We start from the raw sequence: 24,456 nt of genomic DNA on the forward strand, positions 1-24,456 counted from the left end.
GGCGTCGCGCGCCCGGCCGGGCGCGCGACGCACCGGTCGGCGCGGCGGACCGCCCGCGCGCGTCAGCGCAGCGGATAGCCCGCGCGCTCGACCGTGCGGCGCGCGAGCACGTCGAGCGAGTCGACGTACCGCGCGTCGGCGAGCAGGTCGTGCTCCGCGGCGACCACGGACAGCTCGGTGCAGCCGAGCACCACGACGTCCGCGCCGCGGGCCCCGAGCCGGTCGGCCACGGCGTGCAGCGCCGCGACGTCGGCCGGCCGTCCGGCCTTCACCTGGTCGTAGATGATGCCCATGACGACGTCCTGGTCGGCGTCGTCCGGCACGACGGGCTCGAGCCCGCGGGCCTCGAGCGCGCGCTGGTAGACGCGTGCGGCGAGCGTGCCGCTCGTGGCGAGCACCCCGACGCGCGCGGTGCCCGGGCGGGCGGCGACCTCGTCGGCCGTCTCGTCGACGATGCTCAGCACGGGCACGTCCACGGCGGCCGCGACCTCGTCCGTGAAGTGGTGCGCGGTGTTGCACGGGACGACGACGAAGCCGACGCCCAGCCGCTCCAGGCGGCGCGCGTCGGCCGCCATCACCGGGCCGGGGTCCTCGTCGGACCGCCCGAGGATGTACGCGGTGCGGTCCGGGATCGAGGCGTGCTGCAGCACGACGAGGTCGACGTGGTCCTGGTCGCGGTCGGCCGAAGTGTGCCGCACGACCAGGTCGAGGAAGCACACGGTCGCCGCGGGGCCGACGCCGCCGATGACGCCGACCTCGACCCGTCCGGCGGCCCCCGCGGGGGCCGCCGGGTCGTGCGGGGCCGGGCTCACGCGTCGCCCGTCGGGTAGTACCGGCGGTACTTGCGCACCTGGTTGGCCTGCGCGACCGCAAGGTACGCGAGGCGCCGGGGGTCGGTCTCGGCGCGGTACCACAGCGGGTTCGTCACCCGCCGGGCCCGGCCGAGCGCACGCGTGCGGGCGCGCAGCGCCGGGTCGGCCACGTACCGGCGCAGCAGCCACCGCGGCAGCACCGTGTACAGGTGCGGCTCGGTGAGGTGGTCGGCGGCGCCGTCGGGCAGCGGGTCGAGCCCCTGCACGTGCTCGCGCACGTACAGCTCGGCGGTGTTGCGCCCGCCGGCGGTGATGTAGAAGTTCGACCGCCCGAGGCGCGGGTTGAGCTCGAAGAACACGGTGCGACCGTCGCGCGGGTCGTGCTTGAGGTCGAAGTTCGCGTACCCGGTCCAGCCCAGGTGCTCCAGGAGCCGCGTGGCCTGCGCGACGATCTGCTCGTCGTGACCGGTGATGATGCCGGCGGGGTTGCCCAGCGCACCGGGCGTGTGCTCCTCGAGCAGCACGTGCCCGAACGCGGAGAACCGCACCTTCCCGCTCGCGTCCGAGTAGCACGTGAGGATCCGCATGCCCGAGTCGTCGCCCGGGATGAGGTCCTGCACGACGAAGCTGCCCCGGTACCCCGAGGCCTGCACGCGTCCCAGCAGCTCCGCGAGCTCGGCCGGCGTGTCGACCGTGAAGACCTTCTTCTTCCCCGGGAACTCGACCAGGTGGTAGGCGGCGGTGTCCGCGGCCTTCGCGATCACCGGGAACCGCAGGCCCGACGTGTCGGGCGTGCCGCCGCCCTGCACGTCGTGCACGACCGTCGCGGGGTGGTCGATGCCGAGCTCGGCGCACAGCTCGCCGAACAGCACCTTGTCGGTCACGCGGTCGAGCGTCGCGACGTCCACGTACGGGATCGTGTACAGGTCCTCGAGCTCGGCACGGTTCTCGACGATCGTCCGGACCAGCCAGTCGGCGCTGCCGAGCAGCACGAGGTGCCGGTCGGCGAACCGCGCCGCGACGTCGCGCAGCCGACGCACGACCGTCGGGCCGTCGTCGATGCCGGGCTCGACGACGTTCTCGAGGATCCTCGAGTGCCGCACGAGCCCGGTCGACACGGTCGACACGACGACGGAGCGCACGCCGTACGCCTCGTGGAACGTCCGCGCGAGGCTGTACGCGCCGACGTCGCCGCCGAGGATCACGGGCTGGAGCCGGGCGACGGGCACCTGGGCCCCCGTGCGGCGGCTCACCAGGTCTGCTCGGAGCGGTCGCCCGACCAGTCCGTGTGGAACGTGCCCTCGCGGTCGGTGCGGCGGTAGGTGTGCGCGCCGAAGAAGTCGCGCTGCGCCTGGATGAGGTTCGCCGGCAGGCGCTCGGCCCGCACGCCGTCGTAGTAGGCGAGCGACGACGAGAACGCCGGCGTCGGCACGCCGTGCGCGGCCGCGGCCGACACGACGCGCCGCCACGCGGCCACGCCGTTGGCGACGGCGGCCGTGAAGTACGGGTCGGCCAGCAGCAGCGGCAGGTGCGCGTCACGCTCGTACGCCTGCGTGATGCGGTCGAGGAACTTGGCGCGGATGATGCAGCCGCCGCGCCAGATGCGCGCCATCGCGCCGCGGTCGATGTCCCACCCGAACTGCTCGCTGGCCGCGGCGATCTGGTCGAAGCCCTGCGAGTACGCGACGACCTTCGACGCGTACAGCGCGAGGCGCACGTCCTCGATGAACGCACCGGCGTCGGGGACGTTCCACGCGAGCGTGTCGGCCGGGAGCACGCCGCGCGCCGCGGCACGCTGCGGCGCCGAGCCGGACAGCGCACGCGCGAAGGTCGCCTCGGCGATGCCCGTGATCGGCACGCCCAGGTCGAGCGCGTTCTGCACGGTCCAGCGGCCGGTGCCCTTCTGCTCGGCGGCGTCGGCGACGACGTCGACGAACGGCCGCCCCGTCGCGGCGTCGGTGTGCGCCAGGACCTCGGCGGTCACCTCGATGAGGAACGACTCGAGGTCGCCCGTGTTCCACGCCGCGAAGACCTCCCCGATCTCCGGCGCCGACGCGCCCAGGCCGCTGCGCAGCAGGTCGTACGCCTCGGCGATGAGCTGCATGTCGGCGTACTCGATGCCGTTGTGCACCATCTTGACGAAGTGGCCGGCGCCGTCGGGGCCCACGTGGGTGCAGCACGGCACGCCGTCGACCTTCGCCGAGATCTTCTCGAGGATCGGGCCGAGCGACGCGTACGACTCGGCGGTGCCGCCGGGCATGATCGACGGACCGTTGAGCGCACCCTCCTCGCCGCCCGAGACGCCCGTCCCGACGAAGTGCAGGCCCTTGGCGCGCAGCGCGGCCTCGCGGCGGACCGTGTCGGGGAAGTGCGCGTTGCCGGCGTCGACGACGATGTCGCCCTCCTCGAGCAGCGGCACGAGCTCGTCGATGACGGCGTCGGTCGGCGCGCCGGCCTGCACCATGACGACGACCTTGCGCGGGCGCTCGAGCGACGCGACGAAGTCCGCCATCGACTCCGAGGGCACGAACGTGCCGTCGGCGCCGTGCTCGGCGACGAGCGACTGCGTGCGCGCGTACGTGCGGTTGTGCACCGCGACCGTGAAGCCGTTCCGCGCGAAGTTCCGTGCCAGGTTGCGGCCCATGACGGCCAACCCGGTGACACCGATCTGCGCGGTGCCGACCGCCGACGACGGGACAGACATCAGGTGCGCTCCTTCATGCCGGGGGGCACGGCGCGTGCGGCGCCCCGGCCGCTGCGGCCGGGCGCGCGCCGCGCACGTGCGGGTGCGACGACGAGCCTAGACCGCCCGGACGTCACCTCCCCCGGCGTGCCGGGGACCGAGACGGCGCGGCCCGCCCGTACGCTCGCCGCGTGACCCCCGCCGGACCCGAGGACGTCCCTGCCGAGTTCGTCCGGGCGCTGCGCTCGCTGCGCGGCGTGCCCGTGCGACCCGAGGTGGTGCTCGACGAGGTGCCCGGGCCCGCGCGGATCGCGCCGTTCACGGCTGCGCTGACCGCCGACGTGCGCACCGCGCGACGGTCCGTCGCGGCCGAGGACCTCGCGTCGGGACGCTTCGTCGTGCTCTACGACCCCGAGGGGCAGGAGGCCTGGGAGGGCTCGTTCCGGCTCGTGACGCTCGTGCGCGCGACGCTCGAGCCGGAGGTCGGCGCGGACCCGCTGCTCGCCGAGGTCGCGTGGTCGTGGTTCACCGAGTCGCTCACCGCGGCGGGCGTCGAGCCGCACGCCGCGGGCGGCACCGTGACGCGCGTGCTGTCCCAGAGCTTCGGCGCGCTCGAGCGCCGCGACGAGCAGACCGAGCTCGAGATCCGCGCGTCGTGGACCGCGTGGGACGAGCACCTCGCGCCGCACCTGACGGCCTGGACGACGCTGCTGTGCACGGCCGCGGGCCTGCCGCCGCTGCCCGACGGGGTCGTCGCGCTGCCGCGCCGCTGACGCGGTTCTCCCTCAAGTGGACGGGCCTTCCTGCCGATGGTCTGGCGTGACCATCGAGCCCCTCCGCCGCGACGCCCGTGACCTGCAGGCCCGCCGCGCGACCGCTCTCACCGGCGTGCCCACGTCGCGGCGCGTGCCGCCGTCGACGCCCGCGCGCAACCCGATGTGCGTCGTGGTCACGCAGATCGCCGACGGCGAGGGCGGCACGCTCGTGCGCACGCTGCAGCGCCGCGGCGCCCACCGCGTGGTCGTGCTCGCGCGCCACGCGGGTCGCGGGGAGCTCTCCGCGCTGCTCACGGGCGGGCTGCGCGGGGGTGTCGCGTCGACGACCGAGCCCGCGGCGGCGCCGGTCCGCCCCGCGCCGCCGACGCCGGCGCCCGTGCCCGCCGCTCCCACCGCGGAGCTGAGCGCGCGCGAGCTCAGCGTCCTGGCGCGCGTGGCCGAGGGCAACACGAACCGGCGCATCGGCGAGGAGCTCGGCCTGTCCGCGCTCACGGTCAAGAGCCACCTCGCGCGCATCTCCCGCAAGCTGGGCACGGGCGACCGCGCCGAGCTCGTGGCCATCGCGATCCGCACGGGCCTGATCGACTGACCCCGGTGCGGCCGCTCGCGTGACGAGCACGACGCGCGACGCGCGCGCGGCCTGCGCGGACGCACCGCCCGCGTCACCTACGGTGGAGGTCATGGAGGCCGAGGTGTCGCACGAGGAGCCCGAGGCCGAGCCGACCCCGCCGCCGGTGGTCCCGCTGCTCGAGCCCGCCGACGGCGTGCCGCCGGTCGTCGACACGCCGGCGGCGCTGGCCGCGACCGTGGCGGCGTTCGCCGCCGGGACGGGCCCGGTCGCGGTCGACGCCGAGCGCGCGTCGGGTTACCGCTACGGCCAGCGCACCTACCTCGTGCAGCTGCGACGCGAGGACGCGGGCACGGCGCTGATCGACCCGATCGCCCTGCCGGACCTGTCGGCGCTGTCCGACGCGCTCGTGGGCGTCGAGTGGGTGCTGCACGCGGCGTCGCAGGACCTGCCGGGGCTCGCCGAGCAGGGCATGCGACCGTCGCGCGTGTTCGACACCGAGCTCGCGGCGCGCCTGCTGGGCATGGAGCGCGTCGGTCTCGCGGCGGTCGTCGCGGACACGCTCGGGCTGGGCCTGGCCAAGGAGCACTCGGCGGTCGACTGGTCGACGCGTCCGCTGCCCCCCGAGTGGCTGCGCTACGCGGCGCTCGACGTCGAGGTCCTCGTCGAGGTGCGTCAGGTCCTGGCCGAGCGGCTCGCCGTCTCCGGCAAGGCCGAGTGGGCACGTCAGGAGTTCGAGGCCGTGCGCACCGCGCCCCCGCCGGCGCCGCGCGCCGAGCCCTGGCGGCGGGTGTCGGGCCTCCACACGATCCGTGACGCCCGCCGGCTCGCGGTGGTGCGCGAGCTGTACGCGACGCGGGACCGCAACGCGCGCGAGCGGGACATCTCCCCCGGCCGGGTGCTGCCCGACGCGGCGATCGTCGCCGCGGCGCAGGCGATGCCCCGCACGGTGGGCCAGCTGACGGCCCTGCCGGCGTTCATGGGCAAGGGCACGCGTCGACGCGCCGCGCTGTGGCAGGGCGCGATCGACCGCGCCACCGCGTTGCCCGAGGCCGAGCTGCCGGCGACGCGCGGTCCCGCGAGCGACGGCCCGCCGCCGCCGCGCGCCTGGGCGGACCGCGACCCCGCGGCGGCCGCGCGTCTCGCGGCGGCGCGCGCGGTGGTGGCCGAGCTCTCGGAGCAGCACACGGTGCCCGTCGAGAACCTGCTGCAGCCGGACCTGCTGCGGCGGCTGTGCTGGTCGCCGCCGGCCCCGCTCGACGCCGCGGCGGTGGCGGCGACGCTGACGGCGGGCGGTGCGCGCGCGTGGCAGGTCGAGCTGCTCGCGGACCGGCTCGCGGCGGCCTTCGCCACGGCCTGAGCCCGGCGACGCCTCCTCGGCGGCCTCCTGACGCGCCGTCGGGGGCACGCTCCGGCATGCTCGGTGCTGCGCGGGAACGCGCTGGTCCGCCGCTGTTACTCTTGAGTAACTTCGCGCGTCCAGGGACCATGGTCCCGGCCGTGCGACGACGCACCTCGCGCGCTCCACCGGACACCGCCGTCCCCCAGGAGGACAGATGCCGAGCACCTCCCCCGCCCCCGCCCGGTCGCAGCACGGCCGCAGCGTGGTCTTCGTCGACGGGGTCCGCACCCCGTTCGGGCGCGCCCGCACGGACGGGCTGTACGCGCACACCCGCGCCGACGACCTCGCCGTGCGGACCGTGCGCGAGCTGCTGCGCCGCCACCCGCAGCTCCCGCCCGCGCGCGTCGACGACGTCGCGCTCGCCGCGACCACGCAGCAAGGGGACCAGGGCCTGACGCTCGGGCGCACGGTCGCGATGCTCGCGGGCCTGCCCCCGACGGTCCCGGGGTTCGCGATCGACCGGATGTGCGCCGGGGCCATGACCGCCGTGACGACCACGGCCGCGGCGATCGGGGTCGGCGCGCAGGACGTGACGATCGCGGGCGGCGTGGAGCACATGGGCCACCACCCCATGGGCTTCGACGCCGAGCCGAACCCCCGCTTCCTGGCCGAGCGGCTCGTCGCCCCGGACGCGCTCAACATGGGCGTCACGGCCGAGAACCTGCACGACCGGTTCCCGGAGCTGACCAAGGAGCGCGCCGACGCGTACGGCGTCGCGAGCCAGGAGAGGTACGCCGCGGCGCTGGCGTCCGGGCGCATCGAGCCCGACCTCGTGCCCGTCGCGCTGCGCGACCCCGAGCGCGGCTGGGGCCTGGCGACCGCCGACGAGCCGCCGCGACCCGGTACGACCCTCGCCGCGGTCGCCGACCTGCCCACGCCGTTCCGCCCCGGCGGGCGCGTCACCGCCGCGACCTCGGCTCCCCTGACCGACGGCGCCGCGTCCTGCCTGCTCGCCGCCGAGGACGTCGCCGAGGAGCTGGGCCTGCCGGTGCGCATGCGGCTCGTGTCGTTCGCGTACGCGGGCGTCGAGCCCGAGGTCATGGGCCTGGGGCCCGTGCCCGCGACGCGCCGCGCGCTCGAGCGCGCGGGCCTGACGATCGACGACGTCGGGCTCGTCGAGATCAACGAGGCGTTCGCGGTGCAGGTGCTGTCGTTCCTCGACGCGTTCGGCATCGCCGACGACGACCCCCGCGTCAACCCGTACGGCGGCGCGATCGCGGTCGGACACCCGCTCGCGTCGTCGGGCGTCCGGCTCATGACGCAGCTCGCGCGGCAGTTCGCCGAGCGCCCCGACGTCCGCTACGGCCTCACGACGATGTGCGTCGGCCTGGGGCAGGGCGGCACGGTCGTCTGGGAGAACCCCCACTTCACCGGCGAGGAGGCCGCCCGATGAGCACGACCGCGCCGCGCGAGGAGCGCGTCACGCACGCCCTGGTCCGCGACGTCCGCCTGCCCGGCGGGCTCGGCACGCTCGCGCTGGTGACGCTCGACAACGGGCTGGACCACACGAAGCCCACGACGCTCGGGCCGCGCGGCGTCGCCGAGCTCGCGGACGTGCTGCGCACGCAGCAGGCCCGAGCGGCCCGCGGCGAGATCGCGGCACTGGCCGTCACTGGCAAGCCGTACTACCTCGCGGCGGGCGCCGACCTCACGCAGGTCGCCGGCGTGACGTCGCGCGACGACGCGCTCGCGCTCGGGCGCGGCGGCCACGCCGCGTACCGGCTGCTGGGCGAGCTGGGGGTGCCCACGTTCGCGTTCGTCAACGGCGCGGCGCTCGGCGGCGGGCTCGAGGTCGCGCTGAACTGCGACTACCGCACGGCGTCGGCCGACGTGCGGGCGCTCGCGCTGCCCGAGACCGGGCTGGGCCTCGTCCCCGGGTGGGGCGGCGCCTACCTCGTGCCGCGGCTCGTCGGGATCGAGCGGGCCGTCGACGTGGTCCTCACCCGGCCCGCCGCGAACAAGCCGTTCACGGCGCAGCAGGCCGCCGAGATCGGGCTCGTCGACGTCGTGCTCGACCCCGCGGACTTCCTCGAGGAGTCGGTGCGCTGGGCGGCGCGCGTGCTCGCCGGCGAGGTGACGGTGCCGCGGCGGCCGCTCGACGACGCCGCGACCTGGCGCACGGTCGTCGAGGGTGCGCGCCGGCACCTGGACGCCGTGGTGCACGGCTCGCGCCCCGCCCCCTACCGCGCGCTCGACCTGCTCGAGGCCGCGCGCGACGCCGACCGGGACACCGCGTTCGCGGCGGAGGACGAGGCGCTGGCCGACCTCATCATGAGCGACGAGATGCGCGCGAGCGTGTACGCGTTCGGGCTCGTGCAGGGCGGCCGCAGGCCGACCGGCGCCCCGGACCGCGCGCTCGCCCGGCCGGTCACGCGCGTCGGCGTCGTCGGTGCCGGGCTCATGGCCGCGCAGATCGCGCTGCTGCTCGCGCAGCGGCTCGGGGTCCCGGTCGTGATGCGCGACCTGGACGAGGAGCGCGTCGCGCACGGGCTCGCGACGGTCCGCTCGACGGTCGAGCGGCTCGTGTCGTCGGGGCGCATGACCTCCGACGCCGGTGCGCGCATCACCGCCCAGGTCACGGGCTCGACCGACATCGCCGTGTTCACCGACTGCGACCTCGTCATCGAGGCGGTCACCGAGGTCCTCGACCTCAAGAAGCGCGTGCTCGCCGAGCTCGAGGACGTGGTCGCGCCCGACGCGGTGCTCGCGACCAACACGTCAGCCCTGTCGGTGACGCGCATGGCCGCCGACCTGCGCCACCCCGAGCGCGTCGTCGGCCTGCACTTCTTCAACCCGGTCGCGGCGATGCCGCTCGTCGAGGTCGTGCAGGCCGAGCACACGTCGGCCGAGGCGCTGGCCACCGGGTTCGCGGTCGCGGCGCAGCTGCGCAAGACCGCGGTGCTCGTGCGGGACCGCCCCGGGTTCGTCGTCAACCGGCTGCTGGTGCTGCTGCTCGGCGTGATCGTCGACGCGGTCGAGCACGGCACGCCGGTCGAGGTGGCGGACCGTGCGCTCGACCCGCTGGGCCTGCCGATGCCGCCGTTCGAGCTGTTCGACCTCGTGGGACCCGCGGTCGGCCTGCACGTGCTGACGTCGCTGCGCGACGACCTCGGCGACCGGTTCCCGCGCTCCCCCGGGCTCGAGAAGCTCGTCGCCGAGGGCACGCCGGTGGTGCGTCCGGCGGCGGCCCGCGGGCTGCCCAAGCGCGTGGACCCCGCGGTGCAGTCGGTGTTCGACGCGGCCCGCGAGGGCGCGGCCGACGCGACGCCGCTCGACGAGGCCGGCGTGCTCGACGCCGTCCTCACGGCGCTCACGGTCGAGATCGGGCACATGCTCGACGAGGGCGTCGTCGCGACGCCGCAGCAGATCGACCTGTGCATGATCCTCGGCGCCGGCTGGGGCTTCCACCTCGGCGGCATCACGCCGTACCTGGACCGCCGCGGCTACAGCGAGCGGATCCTGGGGCGCCGCCTCCTGCCCGACGGCGTCGCCAACGTCCCCCACTCCTGACCCCTCCTTGCCTCCCACCCTCCCGCGAGAGTGCGATCCAGTCACCGCACCGCCCTCGCCCACCCCTCCCGCGAGAGCGCAATCCAGTCACACGCCCACCCCCACCACTCTCGCGAGAGTGCGATCCAGCTGACCGCGTCGCCGCGGCACGTCGTCGCCGCACGCCCACTCACCCACTCACCGGCTCACGAGAGTGCGATCCAGCGACCGGGTCGCCCTGAGCGCGCCGCGCCGTGGTCACCGATGCCCCGAGCCGCCCTCAGAGTCGGTGCGCGGCAGAGTCGTCCACGGCCACGAGCCCCGTGTGCGTCTCGCGGCCCGGTGACCGCGACCGTGTGCGGATGCAGGACGCCCCCGTGCTCGACATGCGTCACCTCCGCGCCACCGGCTCCACCTGGGCCGCCAGCCACCGGCTCGTCACGTCAGGGCGGTACGTCCAGCTGTTCCGCAGCGTGCTCGTCCGTCGGGACCTGCTCGAGGACCCCGCCACACGGGCTCGCGCGATCAGCACGGTGCTGCCCCGTGGCGCCGCCGTGTGCCGTGAGACCGCTGCGTGGCTGCACGGTGTCGACACGCGCGCCCCCGGGCTGCACCTGCGGCCACCCCGCCTGCAGTGCATCGTCCCGACGGCAGTGCCTCGCGTCCGACGGCCCGGGCAGCAGTGCTGGACCGGCGCGTTGCCCGCGGCCGACGTCACCGTGCTCGGTGGCGTACCCGCCACGACGGCCGAACGCACGGCACTGGACCTCGCCCGGTACGCACCCGGGTACATCAGCCTCGCCGCGATCGACGCCTTCGCGCACGCGGGCCTCGTCGACCCCGCACGACTCGTGCGCCGCGCGCGCGAGCTGCCCGGGGCACGCAACATCGCGCGCGCCCGTCGGCTGATCGAGCTCTGCGAACCGCAGACCGAGTCGGCCGGCGAGTCCTGGCTCCGCCTCCGGCTGTTCGAGGCCGGTCTTCCCCGGCCTGAGGCGCAGATCTCGATCCGTCACGGCGGTCGCGAGGTCTACCGCCTGGACCTCGGCTACCGCGACGCCCGCGTCGGCGTCGAGTACGACGGCGACGAGCACCATCACCGGACGGTGGCGCAGCGACGGGCCGACGAACGTCGACGGGACGACCTGCGGATCCGGTTCGGCTGGACCGTCGTCGGGGTCCACCGGGGCGACGTCCTCGGGAGCCGCAACGCGCTCGAGAGAGCCGTCGCCGAGCTCATCCGGCACGAGGGGGTCGTGCTGGGTCGTCAGACGTGGTGACCACCGCGTCCGCCGTCGCCCTCACCGCCCGACCCGAGCGTGCTGTGCTGGGCACGGTCACGGGGTGGCGACGACTCGATCGCACTCTCAAGGACATGAGGGGTGGCGACTGGATCGCACTCTCACGAGCACGAGGGTGGCGACGACTGGATCGCACTCTCACGAGCACGAGGGTGGCGACGACTGGATCGCACTCTCGTGGGTGCGAGGGTGGGGTCAGAACGTCGTCAGACCGCGCGCGCGGAAGACGTCGCGGACGGCCTCGGCGGCCTCGCGCGACGGCGGCTCGACGTCGTCGAGCTCGTAGCGCATGCCCAGCTCGGACCACTTGTCGCGGCCCATCTGGTGGAACGGCAGCACCTCGACCCGCTCGACGGCCTCGCCGAGCGACGCGACGTAGTCCGCCACGGCCGCGACGTTCTCGGGCGCGTCGGTCAGGCCCGGCACGAGCACGAACCGGATCCACATGCGGGTGCCGCGGGCCGACAGGCGGCGGCCGAAGTCGAGCGTGGGCTGCAGCTCGCGGCCGGTGACACGCTTGTACGTCTCGGGGTCGCCGGACTTCACGTCCAGCAGGACGAGCGACACGTCGTCGAGCATCTCGTCGGTCGCGTGCGCGCCGAAGAAGCCCGACGTGTCGATCGCGACCGGCACGTCCATCGCTGCCGCGCCGCGGACCAGCCGTCGCACGAAGGCGGGCTGCATGAGCGGCTCGCCGCCCGAGATGGTGACGCCGCCGCCGGTCGCCTTGAAGACCCCGCGGTAGCGCGCGATGCGTGCCAGGAGCTCGTCGGCCGCGACGTCGGTGCCGCGGCGCATCTCCATGGTGTCGGGGTTGTGGCAGTACAGGCACCGCAGCGGGCAGCCCGACAGGAAGATCGTCAGGCGCGTGCCGGGGCCGTCGACCGCGGTCACGAGCTCCCACGAGTGGACCGACCCGAGCCGGCCCTCGCGGACCGCGGCGAGCCGTTCGGAGCGCTCCGCCTCGGTGGTCTCCAGGCCCGCGGTGCCGTGGCCCTGGGTGCGGGTGTGCGACCCGCCGACGAGCGGGACGCCGAGCGGCACGACGGGTGCGCCGTCCTGCACGGTCGTGGTCACGGTGACCTCCACGCTGTCGTCGGGTGGTGCTGCGAGGGTACGTCGGTGGTCGCCCGGCCCGGCGCTGCGCGCGCCGGGCCGGGGACCGGTGGGTCAGACCGCGCCGTGGAACGTGCGGGACAGCACGTCGAGCTGCTGCTCGCGCGTGAGCCGCACGAAGTTCACGGCGTAGCCGGAGACCCGGATGGTGAGCTGCGGGTAGTTCTCCGGGTGCTCCATGGCGTCCAGGAGCGTCTCGCGGTTCAGCACGTTGACGTTCATGTGGTAGCCGGAGGACAGGATGTACGCGTCCAGCAGGCCGACCAGGTTCGTCACCTGCTCGTCCTTCTCGCGGCCGAGGCCCGAGGGGACGATCGACGAGGTCAGCGAGATGCCGTCCTGCGCCTCGGAGTACGGCAGCTTGCCGACCGAGAGCGCCGAGGCGAGCATGCCGTGCGTGTCGCGCCCGTTCATCGGGTTGGCGCCCGGGGCGAACGGCTCGCCGGCCTTGCGGCCGTCGGGCGTCGACCCGGTGGCCTTGCCGTAGACGACGTTCGACGTGATCGTCAGCACCGACTGCGTGTGCAGCGCGTTGCGGTACGTCGGGACGGCGCGGATCTTCTCCATGAAGCGCCGCACGATCCACACCGCGATGTCGTCGGCGCGGTCGTCGTCGTTGCCGTACGTCGGGAAGTCGCCGTCGATCGCGTACTCGGTGATCAGGCCGTCGGCCGTGCGCAGCGGCGTGACCTTCGCGTGCTTGATCGCCGACAGCGCGTCCGCGACGACCGACAGGCCGGCGATGCCGCAGGCCATGGTCCGCAGGATGGTGCGGTCGTGCAGCGCCATCTCGATGCGCTCGTACGCGTACTTGTCGTGCATGTAGTGCACGCAGTTCAGCGCGTCGACGTAGGTCTCGGCGAGCCAGTCCATGGTCTTGTCGAACTTGGCCATGACGTCGTCGTAGTCGAGCACCTCGCCCTCGACGGGCGCGGACACCGGCGCGACCTGCTTGCCGGAGATCTCGTCACGGCCGCCGTTGATCGCGTAGAGCAGCGCCTTGGCGAGGTTGACCCGCGCACCGAAGAACTGCATCTGCTTGCCGACCCGCATCGGGGACACGCAGCACGCGATGGCCGCGTCGTCGCCCCACGAGGCGCGGATGAGCTCGTCGGACTCGTACTGCACGGCCGACGTGTCGATGGACACCTGCGCGCAGTACCGCTTGAAGCCCTCGGGCAGCCGCTCGCTCCAGAACACGGTCATGTTCGGCTCGGGCGCCGGGCCCAGGTTGTACAGCGTCTGCAGGTACCGGAACGACGTCTTGGTGACGAGCGGGCGCCCGTCCTCGCCGATGCCGCCGATGGACTCGGTCACCCAGGTCGGGTCGCCCGAGAACAGGCTGTCGTACTCGGGCGTGCGCAGGAACCGCACGATGCGCAGCTTGATGACGAAGTCGTCGATGATCTCCTGCGCCTGCTCCTCCGTCAGCGCACCCGACTCGAGGTCGCGCTGCAGGAACACGTCGAGGAACGTCGACGTGCGGCCGAGCGACATGGCCGCGCCGTTCTGCTCCTTCACGGCGGCGAGGTACGCGAAGTACAGCCACTGCACGGCCTCGCGCGCGTTGGTCGCGGGCTGCGAGATGTCGTAGCCGTAGGACGCCGCCATCTGCTTGAGCTCGCCGAGCGCGCGGATCTGCTCCGCGAGCTCCTCGCGGTCGCGGATGACGTCCTCGACCGAGCGCTCCATGTCGAGCGAGGCCTTCTCGAGCTTCTTCGCGGCGATGAGCTGGTCGACGCCGTAGAGCGCGACGCGGCGGTAGTCGCCGATGATGCGGCCGCGGCCGTACGCGTCGGGCAGGCCCGTGATGATGTGCGACGAGCGCGCGGCGCGCACGTTCGGGGGGTACACGTCGAAGACGCCGTCGTTGTGCGTCTTGCGGTACTTGGTGAAGATGTCGATGATCTCCTGCGGCGCCTCGTAGCCGTAGGTCTCCAGCGACGTCTGGACCATGCGCCAGCCGCCGTTGGGCATGATCGCGCGCTTGAGCGGCGCGTCGGTCTGCAGGCCGACGATGACCTCGTTGCCCTCGTCGATGTAGCCGGGCGCGTGGGCGGTGATGGTCGACGGCGTCGTCGCGTCGACGTCGTAGACGCCCTTCTCGCGCTCCTGCGGGAACATCGCCGAGAGCTTGTCCCAGATGCCCGTGGTGCGGGCGGTGGGGCCGGCGAGGAAGCTCGCGTCGCCGGTGTACGGCGTGTAGTTCCGCTGGATGAAGTCGCGGACGTCGACGTGGTCCGTCCACGGCCCGGTGGTGAAGCCCTCCCAGGCCGCGGGTACGGCGGTGTCGCTGCGGTCGCTGGGTACAGCGGTGATGGACATCTGACTACTCCCTGTGTCGGGGCCGATGTCACGACGCTATTGAGCAAATGATGGGATGTCTTGGGACCTCGGTCCTCGCACGGTCAGGAGCACCCGTGACCCCGGCCACAGGGAAACCTACCGACGGGCCGCCGACCCGCCACGAGGCGCGCCGCCGGGCCCCTCAGTCGCGGGCGCGCAGCGCCGTCAGCACCTCCGCCGCGACGTCGTGCGGGCCCAGCCGCAGCTCCGCCACGATCTCGTCGCGCGTCGCGTGGTCGAGGAACCGCGCGGGCACGCCGAACGACTGCACGGGCGTCCCGACGCCGGCCTCGCGCGCCCGCTGCCCCAGCAGGGCGCCGATCCCGCCGTCCACGAGGCCGTCCTCGACCGTCACGACGTGGTCGTGCTCGTCGACGAGCTTGACCAGCGCCGACGGCACGGGCAGCGCCCAGCGCGGGTCGACCACGGTGACCGTGGCGCCGTGCCCGGCGAGCAGCTCGCCCACCGCGAGCGCGGTCGGCACCATGGCCCCGACCCCCACGACCAGCACGCGCGACGCGCCGCCGTCGTGCCGGGCCAGCACGTCGACGCCGTCGACGTCCTCGAGCGCCGGGATCGGGTCGCCCATCGCACCCTTCGGGTACCGCACGACCGTCGGAGCGTCGTCGACGTCGACCGCCTCGCGCAGCGCCGTGCGCAGCGTCGCCTCGTCGCGCGGCGCGGCGAGGCGCAGACCCGGGACGATCGAGAGCATCGCGAGGTCCCACATGCCGTTGTGGCTCGCACCGTCGTCGCCGGTGATGCCGGCGCGGTCGAGCACGAACGTGACGCCCGCGCGGTGCAGCGCGACGTCCATGAGCACCTGGTCGAACGCGCGGTTGAGGAACGTCGCGTACACGGCGACGACCGGGTGCAGGCCGCCGAACGCCATGCCGGCCGCCGACGTCGCGGCGTGCTGCTCGGCGATCCCGACGTCGAACACGCGCTCGGGGAACTCGGCCGCGAACGGTGCGAGCCCCACGGGCTGCAGCATCGCCGCGGTGATGGCCACGACGTCGGGCCGACGCCGGCCGATCCGCACGATCTCGTCGGCGAACACGCTGGTCCAGCCGAAGCGCGACGGCGCGAGCGGCAGCCCCGTCTCGGGGTGGATGCGCCCGACCGCGTGGAACCGGTCGGCCACGTCCTGCTCGGCCGGCGTGTACCCGCGGCCCTTCTCGGTGATGACGTGCACGATCACGGGCCCGCCGAACGCGCGCGCGCTGCGCAGCGCCCGCTCGACCGCCTGCTCGTCGTGGCCGTCGACCGGGCCCACGTACTTCAGGCCCAGGTCCTCGAACATGCCCTGCGGCGCGACGACGTCCTTGATGCCCTTCTTCAGGCCGTGCAGCGCCTCGTACGCGAGGCGCCCGGGCGGGCCCGAGCGGCGCAGCGTCGTCTTGCCCCACGACAGCACCGACTCGTAGCCCTGCGTCGTGCGCAGCGAGTCGAGGTGCTGCGCGAGGCCGCCGATCGTCGGCGCGTAGGACCGCCCGTTGTCGTTGACCACGACAACCACGCGACGGTCCGGGTCGGCCGCGATGTTGTTGAGCGCCTCCCACGCCATGCCGCCCGTGAGCGCGCCGTCGCCGATGACGGCGACCGTGTGCCGGTCGGTCTCGCCGCGCACCTGGCGCGCCTTGGCGATGCCGTCGGCCCACGACAGCGCGGTCGACGCGTGCGAGTTCTCCACCACGTCGTGCGGGGACTCGGCGCGGCTCGGGTACCCCGAGAGGCCGTCGCGGCGCCGCAGCGACGAGAAGTCCTGCCGCCCCGTCAGGAGCTTGTGCACGTACGCCTGGTGACCGGTGTCGAACACGATCGCGTCGCGCGGCGAGTCGAACACGCGGTGCAGCGCGATCGACAGCTCGACCACGCCGAGGTTCGGGCCGAGGTGCCCACCGGTCCGGGAGACCTGGTCGACCAGGAAGGCCCGGATCTCGGCGGCGAGCTCGTCCACCTCGTGCGTCGAGAGCCGACGCAGGTCCTGCGGCGACGAGATGCGCTCGAGCATCCCCACGTGGTCCTCCTCGTCCTGCCCGTCGCCGGGCGTCACCCGGCGGGTGCCGGACGTCCCACTCTAGGACCCGGCGACCGGTTCGTCCTGCGCCGCTCCCCCGCGCCGCCGGGCGCGGCGACGCCGCAGCAGCACGACGACCAGGGCGACGCCCGCCGCGAGCGCGACGAGCACGAGCACCGGCAGCAGCACCGCGACCAGGCTCAGCCCGATCGCGGCACCGTCCTCGACCGTCGACACGACGGGCGCGCCCAGGCCGCCGGTGGTCGCGTTCACGACGGGGCGCACGGTCGCCTTGGTCGCGTGGACGACGAGCGCGACCAGGACGCCCGCGACGACCGGCACCCACGGGTTGTCGCGCACCCACGCCGAGCCCTCGAGGTCCTGCGCGGCCGACGTCGCGGCGAACACCACGGCGCCCGACGCGGGCCGGATCACGGTCTGCACGGCGTCGTTCACGGTGTCGACGACCGGCACCTTGTCGAGCACGACGTCGGTGAGCAGAAGCACGGCCCCGACGCCGATCGCCCAGCCGCTCTCCATCCACGTCAGACCGGCCGGCAGCACGACCAGGTCGGTGAACCGTGCCAGGAGCGCGACGACCAGGAACGGGATGGACGCGTTGAGACCGGCGGCGGCCGACAGGCCGACCCCGGTGAGCGCGACGAGCATGCGCGCGAGCCTACCGGCGGGCCCCGGAGGCGCCCTCGCGGGCGCCCGGCGCCGCGCGGGCCGCCCCGGGGCCGCGGCGGCACGGCCGGTAGGATGCCTCGGAAAGGGGATCACCCATGCGCTTCCTGCCCGGCCACACGGCCGCGTCCGACCTCACCTACGGCGACGTCTTCCTCGTCCCGTCCCGCTCGGAGGTCACGTCCCGCTTCGACGTCGACCTCGCGTCGTCCGACGGCACCGGCACGACGATCCCGATCGTGGTCGCCAACATGACCGCCGTCGCGGGCCGCCGCATGGCCGAGACGGTCGCGCGCCGCGGCGGCATCGCGGTGCTGCCGCAGGACACGCCGACCGAGGTGGTGCGCAAGGTCGTCGCCTCGGTGAAGCAGCGGCACCCGGTCGTCGAGACCGCGACGGTCGTCGCGCCCGACGACACCGTGCACACCGCGCTGACCCTCATCGCCAAGCGCGCGCACGGCGCCGCGGTCGTCGTCGACGACGGCCGCCCGGTGGGCGTCGTGACGGCCGCGGACTGCGGCGGCGTCGACATGTTCACGCAGGTCGACCAGGTGATGACGCCCCACCCCACCACCGTGGACCTCGCGGTCGTCGAGCAGGGCGGCACGCAGGGCCTGCGGGACGCGTTCGAGCAGCTGCACCGCGAGCGCCGCCGGTTCTCGCCCGTCGTCGACGACGGGCGGCTGGTCGGCGTGCTCACGCGCGTCGGCGCGCTGCGCTCGTCGATCTACACCCCGGCGCTCGACGCGCAGGGCCGCCTGCGCATCGCGGCCGCGGTCGGCATCAACGGCGACGTGCGCGCCAAGGCCGCCGAGCTGCTCGACGCGGGCGTCGACGTGCTCGTCGTCGACACCGCGCACGGGCACCAGCGCAAGATGCTCGACGCGCTCGCCGCGGTCCGGTCGCTCGACCCGCAGGTGCCGGTCGTCGCGGGCAACGTCGTGACCGCCGAGGGCGTGCGCGACCTCGTGGCCGCGGGCGCGGACATCGTCAAGGTCGGCGTGGGCCCGGGCGCCATGTGCACGACGCGCATGATGACCGCCGTCGGCCGTCCGCAGTTCTCGGCCGTGCTCGAGTGCGCGGCCGAGGCGCGGCGCCTCGGCAAGCACGTGTGGGCCGACGGCGGCGTGCGGCACCCGCGCGACGTCGCGCTCGCGCTCGCGGCCGGGGCGTCGCAGGTCATGGTCGGGTCGTGGTTCGCGGGCACGCACGAGTCGCCCGGCGACATGCACACCGACGGCGACGGCCGGCTGTACAAGGAAAGCTTCGGCATGGCCTCCGCGCGGGCCGTCGCGGCGCGCACGCAGGGCGGGTCGGCGTTCGACCGGGCCCGCAAGGCGCTGTACGAGGAGGGCATCTCGCACTCGCGCATGTACCTCGACCCGCGCCGCCCCGGCGTCGAGGACCTGCTCGACCACATCACTTCGGGCGTGCGGTCGGCCGCGACGTACGTCGGCGCGACGACGCTCGAGGAGCTGCACGAGCGCGCGGTCGTCGGCATCCAGTCCGAGGCCGGCTACGCCGAGGGCCGCCCGCTGCCCGACGGCTGGTGACCGGCGTGCGCCCGGTCCTCGTGCTCACGCACGCCCCGCACGAGGGGCCGGGCGCGGTCGCGCGCGCGCTCGACGTGCCGTACCGCGTCCGCACGGTCCTCGACGAGCCCGACCCGCGGCTGCCGCGGCCCGACGAGCTCGCGGGGCTCGTGGTGATGGGCGGCCCGATGGACGCCGACGACGTGGCCGGGCACCCCGGGCTCGGCGCGGAGCGCACGCTGCTCGCGGCCGCGGTCGACGCCGACGTGCCCGTGCTCGGCGTGTGCCTGGGGCACCAGCTGCTCGCGCTCGCGCTCGGCTCCCGCCTGCACCGGCGCAGCGCGCGCGAGGTCGGCTTCGCACCCGTGCGGGTCGTCGCCGACGACCCGGTGCTGCGCGGGCTCGGCGCGGCGGGTGCGACGCCGACGGTGCTGCACTGGCACGGCGACGCGGTCGACCTGCCGCCGGGCGCGACGCTGCTGGCCGAGACCGACGCGACGCCCGTGCAGGCGTTCCGCGCGGGCAGCGCGCTGGGGCTGCAGTTCCACCCCGAGCTCGACGCCGCGATGCTCGACCTGTGGCTCGCGACGCCCGAGATGGCGGCCGACCTCGAGGACGGCGAGGCCGAGCGGATCCGCGCCGACGGCGCGCGGGTCCTGCCGGGCCTCGTGCCCGCCGCCGCCGCGGCGTTCGCGGCGTTCGCCGCGCAGGTCCGGGCGCGCGCGTGACGTCCGGCGCCGCGCGGGCACGGCCCCCGCGGGATGCGCGCGCCGACCTCGAGCGCGTCGCGCGCGAGGGCGTCACCTGGCCGAGCGCACCGTCGCGGCTCGCGCCGGACGGCACGACGACGCGCCGCTCGGCCGTGCTCGTGCTGTTCGGCGCGCTCGACGCCGTGCCCGCCCGCTCCCCCGGCGCGCCGCGCGTGCCGGCCGACCTCGACGTGCTGCTGCAGCGCCGCTCGGCCACGATGTCGCACCACCCCGGCCAGGTCGCGTTCCCCGGGGGCGGCATCGACCCGGGCGATGACGGCCCCGTCGGGGCGGCGCTGCGCGAGGCCGTCGAGGAGACCGGTCTCGAGCCGTCGGGCGTCGACGTGCTCGGCACGCTCGCGGACGTGCCGCTGCCCGTGAGCGACAACCTCGTCACGCCCGTGCTCGCGTGGTGGCGGACGCCGTCGCGCGTCGCCGCGGTGGACCACCGCGAGGCCGTCGACGTGTTCCGGGCGCCCGTCGCCGACCTCGTCGACCCCGCCCGCCGCGGGGTCGTCGTGCACCCCGTCGCCCGCGGTCGCGTCCGCACGCCGGCGTTCGAGCTCGACGGCGGGGTCGTGGTGTGGGGCTTCACCGCGCTCGTGCTGGCCGGTGTGCTCGACGCCGCGGGCTGGTCGGTGCCGTGGGACGTCTCGCGCACGGTCACGCCGTGACGGTCCGGGGCCGGCGGACGCGCGCGGGGCACCCCGCGCCGGCGCAGACGGTTCGACGGTGGCCGGCGCGGTCTCGTACCGTCGCCGCGTGACCGCCGCCCCCCACCCCAAGATCCAGGTCGACGTGACGGCCGACCTGGCCCGCGCGCTGCTGGTCGACCAGCACCCCGACCTCGCGGACCTCCCGCTGCACGGGCGCGTGTTCGGCTGGGACAACGTGACCTGGCGCCTGGGCGACGCGCTCGCGCTCCGGTTCCCGGTGCGGGACCTGTCCTCGACGCTGGTCGAGCGCGAGCAGCGCTGGCTGGCCGTCCTCGCGCCGCAGCTGCCCGTGCCCGTGCCCGCCCCGGTGCGCACGGGCCGCCCGGGCCGCGGGTTCCCGTGGTCGTGGAGCGTCGTGCCGTGGCTGACGGGGACGCAGGTCGCCGCGCTGCCCGTCGTGCCCCGCGCCGCGTGGGCGACCGAGCTCGCCGACGCGCTCGCGGCGCTCCACGTGCCCGCGCCCGCGGACGCGCCGCGCAACCCGTACCGGGGCGTGCCGCTCGCCGACCGCGTCGAGACGATGCGTGCGCGCACGACCGACGACCTGCCGCACGTCCCCGCGCTGCGTGCCGCGCTCGACGCGGGCGTCGCCGCCCCGGCGTGGGACCGCCCGGCCGTGTGGGTGCACGGCGACCCGCACCCCGGCAACCTCGTGGCCGACGGCGCGCACCTCACGGGGCTCATCGACTTCGGCGACCTGGGTGCGGGCGACCCGGCGAGCGACCTCGCGACGGCCTGGATGACGTTCGACGCGGCGGGACGCGCGGCGTTCGTCGCGCGGACGCAGGACCTGCGCGGCTGGGACGCCGCGACCTGGGCCCGGGCGCGGGCGTGGGCGGCGTCGTACGTCGCGGTGCTGCTGGCGCACCCGGACGAGTACCCCGTGCTGGCCGAGGTGGGCCGGCACACGGCCGCGCAGGTCGCCGCGGGCTGAGCGGCACGCCGGCGCGGCGCGTCGGGACGCACGACCACCGCACGGCGACGGCCCGCCGGCTCCTCGCGGAGCCGGCGGGCCGTCGGTGTGCGTGCGGGTCGACTCAGCCGACGAGCGAGCGCAGCACGTACTGCAGGATGCCGCCGTTGCGGTAGTAGTCCGCCTCGCCGGGGGTGTCGATGCGCACGACCGCGTCGAACGCGACGACCGTGCCGTCGGCCTTGGTCGCCGTGACGCGGACCGTGCGCGGCGTGCTGCCCTCGTTGAGCGCCGTGACGCCGGAGATGTCGAACGTCTCGGTGCCGTCGAGGCCCAGCGAGTCGGCCGACTCGCCCTCGGGGAACTGCAGGGGCAGCACGCCCATCCCGATGAGGTTGGAGCGGTGGATGCGCTCGAACGACTCGGTGATGACCGCGCGCACGCCCAGCAGACGCGTGCCCTTGGCCGCCCAGTCGCGCGACGAACCCGAGCCGTACTCCTTGCCGCCGAGCACGACGAGCGGGACGCCCGCGTCCTGGTAGGCGACCGACGCGTCGTAGATCGTCGTCTGCTCGCCCGTGAGGTGGTTGACCGTGAAACCGCCCTCGACGCCCGGGACGAGCTGGTTGCGCAGCCGGATGTTCGCGAACGTGCCGCGGATCATGACCTCGTGGTTCCCGCGGCGCGAGCCGTAGGAGTTGAAGTCGCGGCGCTCGACGCCGTGCTCGGCGAGGTACTGCCCGGCCGGCGAGTCCGCCTTGATGGACCCGGCGGGGCTGATGTGGTCGGTGGTGACCGAGTCGCCGAGCTTGGCGAGCACGCGTGCACCGGCGATGTCGGTGACGGGCTCGGGCGTCGCGCCCATGCCCTCGAAGTACGGGGGCTTGCGCACGTACGTCGAGTCGGCGTCCCACGCGAACGTGTCGCCCTCGGGCGTAGGCAGCGAGCGCCACCGCTCGTCGCCCGCGAACACGTCGGCGTAGTCGGCCTCGAACATCTTGCGGTCGATCGACGCGTCGATCGTCGCCTGCACCTGCTCGGCGGACGGCCAGATGTCCCGCAGGAACACGGGGTGGCCGTCCTCGGTGCGGCCGAGCGGCTCGCTGTCGAAGTCGAAGTCCATGGTGCCCGCGAGCGCGTACGCGATGACCAGCGGCGGCGACGCGAGGTAGTTCATCTTCACGTCGGGGTTGATGCGCCCCTCGAAGTTCCGGTTGCCCGAGAGCACGGCGGCGACCGCGAGGTCGTGCTCCTGCACGGCCTCCGACACCTTCTCGTCGAGCGGGCCGGAGTTGCCGATGCACGTCGCGCAGCCGTAGCCGACGAGGTGGAAGCCGAGCTTCTCGAGGTAGGGCCAGAGGCCGGCCTTCTCGTAGTAGTTCGTCACGACCTGCGAGCCGGGCGCCATCGACGTCTTGACCCACGGGCGCGCGCTCAGGCCCGCCTCGACAGCGTTCTTGGCGAGCAGCGCGGCCGCGAGCATGACCGACGGGTTCGACGTGTTGGTGCACGACGTGATCGACGCGATCGCGACCGCGCCGTGGAAGAGGTCGAACTCGCGCCCCTCGGAGTCGGTGACCGGGTAGCGGCGCGCCGCGGTGTCGGTGATCGCCGGCGCGTCGGACGCGGGGAACGACTCGCGCTCGGCCTCGTCGACGCCGTTGAGCACCTCGGGCGCGTAGGTCGGCAGGTCGCGCTGGAACTGCTCCTTGGCGCGCGAGAGCTCGATGCGGTCCTGCGGGCGCTTGGGCCCGGCGATCGACGGCACGACGGTCGACAGGTCGAGCTCGAGGTACTCGGAGAACACGGGCTCGCGCGACGGGTCGTGCCACAGGCCCTGCTCCTGCGCGTAGGCCTCGACGAGCGCGAGCTGCTCCTCGCTGCGGCCGGTGAGGCGCAGGTAGTCGAGCGTGACCGAGTCGATCGGGAAGATCGCGGCGGTCGAGCCGAACTCGGGGCTCATGTTGCCGATGGTCGCGCGGTTCGCGAGCGGCACCGAGGCGACGCCCTCGCCGTAGAACTCGACGAACTTGCCGACCACGCCGTGCTGGCGCAGCATCTGCGTGATCGTCAGCACGACGTCCGTCGCGGTGACGCCCGCGGGGATCTCGCCCGTGAGCTTGAAGCCGACGACGCGCGGGATGAGCATCGAGACCGGCTGGCCGAGCATCGCAGCCTCGGCCTCGATGCCGCCGACGCCCCACCCGAGCACGCCCAGGCCGTTGACCATGGTGGTGTGCGAGTCGGTGCCGACGCACGTGTCGGGGTAGGCCTTGCCGTCGCGGACCATGACGACGCGCGCGAGGTACTCGATGTTGACCTGGTGCACGATGCCGGTGCCCGGGGGGACGACCTTGAAGTCGTCGAACGCGGTCTGGCCCCAGCGCAGGAACTGGTACCGCTCGCGGTTGCGCTCGTACTCGAGCTCGACGTTGCGCTCGAACGCGTCGCGCCGGCCGGCGACGTCGATCTGCACCGAGTGGTCGATCACGAGCTCGGCGGGCGCGAGGGGGTTGATGCGGGACGCGTCGCCGCCGAGGTCCTCGACCGCCTCGCGCATCGTGGCGAGGTCGACCACGCAGGGCACGCCGGTGAAGTCCTGCATGATGACGCGCGCGGGCGTGAACTGGATCTCGGTGTCGGGCTGGGCGTCCGGGTCCCAGCCGGCGAGCGCGCGCACGTGGTCGGCCGTGATGTTGGCGCCGTCCTCGGTGCGCAGCAGGTTCTCGGCGAGGATCTTGAGGCTGTACGGCAGGCGCTCGACGCCGGGGACGGCGGAGAGGCGGTAGATCTCGTACGAGGCGTCACCGACCTCGAGGGTGCCCTTCGATCCGAAGCTGTCGACGCTGCTCACGGGTGCTCCTTCGCTGGCGAGTGCCGGGCTCGTCTGGGGGTGCCCGGCGGTGGGGGCGGCCGACGCACCAGCCTAGGTGCGCGCGCCGCGGCGCGGGCCCGGCGTCCACCGGGCCGTCGTGCACTTATATCTTGATGTCGAGATACATCGTAGCGCGTCGGCTCCCCCGCGCGCGCACCCCGACACGCCACGAGGGGCGGCCGTGCGGACCGCCCCTCGTCACCACCGGACGCCCGGCAGGTGCCCGACGCGTCAGCCCTGCTGCGCGCGCAGCGCCTCGGCGGCCTTGCGCTCGGCCTCGACGGCGCGCTCGTACGCGCGCGGGTCGTACTCGGGCGTGCCCTGCTTGTGCAGCTCCTGGGTCACGAGGCGCTTGGCCTCGGCCAGCCGGCTCGCGCGGTCCTGCGACTCCGTCATGGTGACCTCCCGGGGACTTCCGCTGGATGGACGTCGCGCCGCCCGTGCGGCGCCGCACGTCCCACGCTAGGACGT

At 74.6% G+C, this 24,456-nt stretch carries 19 protein-coding genes; 10 read left to right on the forward strand and 9 right to left on the reverse strand.

The window, feature by feature from the left end; all coding sequences use genetic code 11:
- Nucleotides 1-62 precede the first annotated feature (62 nt).
- Genes E4A51_RS16500 through gndA form a run of 3 tightly spaced genes read right to left on the reverse strand, consistent with a single transcriptional unit; the run spans nt 63 to nt 3,516 of the window.
- A complete protein-coding gene (locus E4A51_RS16500; protein WP_070320520.1) occupies nt 63-812 on the reverse strand; it encodes an aspartate/glutamate racemase family protein in 750 nt (249 codons plus the stop codon).
- Nucleotides 809-2,065, reverse strand: coding sequence for a carboxylate--amine ligase (locus E4A51_RS16505; protein ID WP_070320519.1), 1,257 nt, complete (start codon nt 2,063-2,065; stop codon nt 809-811). The genes E4A51_RS16500 and E4A51_RS16505 overlap by 4 nt, the downstream gene beginning before the upstream one ends.
- A complete protein-coding gene (gene gndA, locus E4A51_RS16510; protein WP_046528280.1) occupies nt 2,062-3,516 on the reverse strand; it encodes an NADP-dependent phosphogluconate dehydrogenase in 1,455 nt (484 codons plus the stop codon). Before gndA ends, E4A51_RS16505 begins: the two co-directional genes overlap by 4 nt.
- A 170-nt stretch (nt 3,517-3,686) precedes the next feature.
- Between gndA and E4A51_RS16515 the strand changes: the two genes are divergently transcribed.
- From E4A51_RS16515 to E4A51_RS16540, 6 genes are all read left to right on the forward strand, one after another.
- Complete coding sequence (locus E4A51_RS16515; RefSeq protein ID WP_046528279.1) at nt 3,687-4,268, forward strand: DUF3000 domain-containing protein; 582 nt, start codon at nt 3,687-3,689, stop codon at nt 4,266-4,268.
- Nucleotides 4,269-4,314: 46 nt separating this feature from the next.
- The gene (locus tag E4A51_RS19005) at nt 4,315-4,860 is read left to right on the forward strand and encodes a LuxR C-terminal-related transcriptional regulator (RefSeq protein ID WP_240465497.1); all 546 of its coding nucleotides are present in this window, start codon (nt 4,315-4,317) and stop codon (nt 4,858-4,860) included.
- Nucleotides 4,861-4,951: 91 nt separating this feature from the next.
- Complete coding sequence (locus E4A51_RS16525; protein ID WP_087509869.1) at nt 4,952-6,199, forward strand: HRDC domain-containing protein; 1,248 nt, start codon at nt 4,952-4,954, stop codon at nt 6,197-6,199.
- A 196-nt stretch (nt 6,200-6,395) separates the two neighbouring features.
- Entirely contained in the window at nt 6,396-7,634 is a 1,239-nt protein-coding gene (locus tag E4A51_RS16530; RefSeq protein ID WP_134852397.1) for a thiolase family protein, read from the forward strand.
- Nucleotides 7,631-9,751, forward strand: coding sequence for a 3-hydroxyacyl-CoA dehydrogenase NAD-binding domain-containing protein (locus tag E4A51_RS16535; RefSeq protein WP_134852398.1), 2,121 nt, complete (start codon nt 7,631-7,633; stop codon nt 9,749-9,751). Before E4A51_RS16530 ends, E4A51_RS16535 begins: the two co-directional genes overlap by 4 nt.
- 341 nt (nt 9,752-10,092) lie before the next feature.
- A complete protein-coding gene (locus E4A51_RS16540) occupies nt 10,093-11,010 on the forward strand; it encodes a type IV toxin-antitoxin system AbiEi family antitoxin (RefSeq protein WP_134852399.1) in 918 nt (305 codons plus the stop codon).
- A gap of 216 nt (nt 11,011-11,226) precedes the next feature.
- On the opposite strand, the gene pflA is transcribed toward E4A51_RS16540, so the two are convergent.
- The 4 genes from pflA to E4A51_RS16560 all read right to left on the reverse strand — a co-directional run bounded on the left by pflA (nt 11,227) and on the right by E4A51_RS16560 (nt 17,182).
- Nucleotides 11,227-12,108: a pyruvate formate-lyase-activating protein gene (pflA, locus tag E4A51_RS16545; RefSeq protein WP_082131681.1), complete on the reverse strand. Its 882-nt coding sequence runs from the start codon at nt 12,106-12,108 to the stop codon at nt 11,227-11,229.
- 93 nt (nt 12,109-12,201) lie between these two features.
- Nucleotides 12,202-14,472, reverse strand: a complete 2,271-nt coding sequence (pflB, locus tag E4A51_RS16550) for a formate C-acetyltransferase (protein WP_070318903.1) — start codon at nt 14,470-14,472, stop codon at nt 12,202-12,204.
- Between the two features lie 163 nt (nt 14,473-14,635).
- Entirely contained in the window at nt 14,636-16,513 is a 1,878-nt protein-coding gene (gene dxs, locus E4A51_RS16555) for a 1-deoxy-D-xylulose-5-phosphate synthase (protein ID WP_134852400.1), read from the reverse strand.
- A gap of 60 nt (nt 16,514-16,573) precedes the next feature.
- Entirely contained in the window at nt 16,574-17,182 is a 609-nt protein-coding gene (locus tag E4A51_RS16560) for a DUF4126 domain-containing protein (protein ID WP_134852401.1), read from the reverse strand.
- Between the two features lie 116 nt (nt 17,183-17,298).
- On the opposite strand from E4A51_RS16560, the gene E4A51_RS16565 reads away from it, so the two are divergent.
- The 4 genes from E4A51_RS16565 to E4A51_RS16580 all read left to right on the forward strand — a co-directional run bounded on the left by E4A51_RS16565 (nt 17,299) and on the right by E4A51_RS16580 (nt 21,131).
- Nucleotides 17,299-18,753, forward strand: a complete 1,455-nt coding sequence (locus E4A51_RS16565) for a GuaB1 family IMP dehydrogenase-related protein (RefSeq protein WP_070318905.1) — start codon at nt 17,299-17,301, stop codon at nt 18,751-18,753.
- A gap of 5 nt (nt 18,754-18,758) precedes the next feature.
- Nucleotides 18,759-19,460 (forward strand): type 1 glutamine amidotransferase, encoded by a 702-nt coding sequence (locus tag E4A51_RS16570; RefSeq protein ID WP_134852402.1) that lies wholly within the window; start codon nt 18,759-18,761, stop codon nt 19,458-19,460.
- A complete protein-coding gene (locus E4A51_RS16575; RefSeq protein ID WP_134852403.1) occupies nt 19,457-20,155 on the forward strand; it encodes a CoA pyrophosphatase in 699 nt (232 codons plus the stop codon). Before E4A51_RS16570 ends, E4A51_RS16575 begins: the two co-directional genes overlap by 4 nt.
- 88 nt (nt 20,156-20,243) lie before the next feature.
- Nucleotides 20,244-21,131, forward strand: coding sequence for an aminoglycoside phosphotransferase family protein (locus E4A51_RS16580; RefSeq protein ID WP_134852404.1), 888 nt, complete (start codon nt 20,244-20,246; stop codon nt 21,129-21,131).
- Between the two features lie 103 nt (nt 21,132-21,234).
- Here E4A51_RS16580 and acnA read toward each other — a convergent pair whose 3' ends face one another.
- Entirely contained in the window at nt 21,235-23,964 is a 2,730-nt protein-coding gene (acnA, locus tag E4A51_RS16585; RefSeq protein WP_070318907.1) for an aconitate hydratase AcnA, read from the reverse strand.
- A 252-nt stretch (nt 23,965-24,216) separates the two neighbouring features.
- Nucleotides 24,217-24,381: a hypothetical protein gene (locus tag E4A51_RS16590; protein WP_046528270.1), complete on the reverse strand. Its 165-nt coding sequence runs from the start codon at nt 24,379-24,381 to the stop codon at nt 24,217-24,219.
- Nucleotides 24,382-24,456 lie beyond the last annotated feature (75 nt).

The organism is Cellulomonas sp. HD19AZ1 (assembly GCF_004535805.1).
Classification (GTDB): domain Bacteria; phylum Actinomycetota; class Actinomycetes; order Actinomycetales; family Cellulomonadaceae; genus Cellulomonas; species Cellulomonas iranensis.

What these genes read in the sequence shown, in the direction of transcription:
- E4A51_RS16525 (WP_087509869.1), top strand. Translation starts at nt 4,952, where the DNA reads ATGGAGGCCGAGGTGTCGCACGAGGAGCCCGAGGCCGAGCCGACCCCG.
- gndA (WP_046528280.1), bottom strand. Translation starts at nt 3,516, where the DNA reads ATGTCTGTCCCGTCGTCGGCGGTCGGCACCGCGCAGATCGGTGTCACC.
- E4A51_RS16530 (WP_134852397.1), top strand. Translation starts at nt 6,396, where the DNA reads ATGCCGAGCACCTCCCCCGCCCCCGCCCGGTCGCAGCACGGCCGCAGC.
- pflB (WP_070318903.1), bottom strand. Translation starts at nt 14,472, where the DNA reads ATGTCCATCACCGCTGTACCCAGCGACCGCAGCGACACCGCCGTACCC.
- E4A51_RS16565 (WP_070318905.1), top strand. Translation starts at nt 17,299, where the DNA reads ATGCGCTTCCTGCCCGGCCACACGGCCGCGTCCGACCTCACCTACGGC.
- E4A51_RS16540 (WP_134852399.1), top strand. Translation starts at nt 10,093, where the DNA reads ATGCAGGACGCCCCCGTGCTCGACATGCGTCACCTCCGCGCCACCGGC.
- E4A51_RS16535 (WP_134852398.1), top strand. Translation starts at nt 7,631, where the DNA reads ATGAGCACGACCGCGCCGCGCGAGGAGCGCGTCACGCACGCCCTGGTC.
- E4A51_RS16560 (WP_134852401.1), bottom strand. Translation starts at nt 17,182, where the DNA reads ATGCTCGTCGCGCTCACCGGGGTCGGCCTGTCGGCCGCCGCCGGTCTC.
- E4A51_RS16590 (WP_046528270.1), bottom strand. Translation starts at nt 24,381, where the DNA reads ATGACGGAGTCGCAGGACCGCGCGAGCCGGCTGGCCGAGGCCAAGCGC.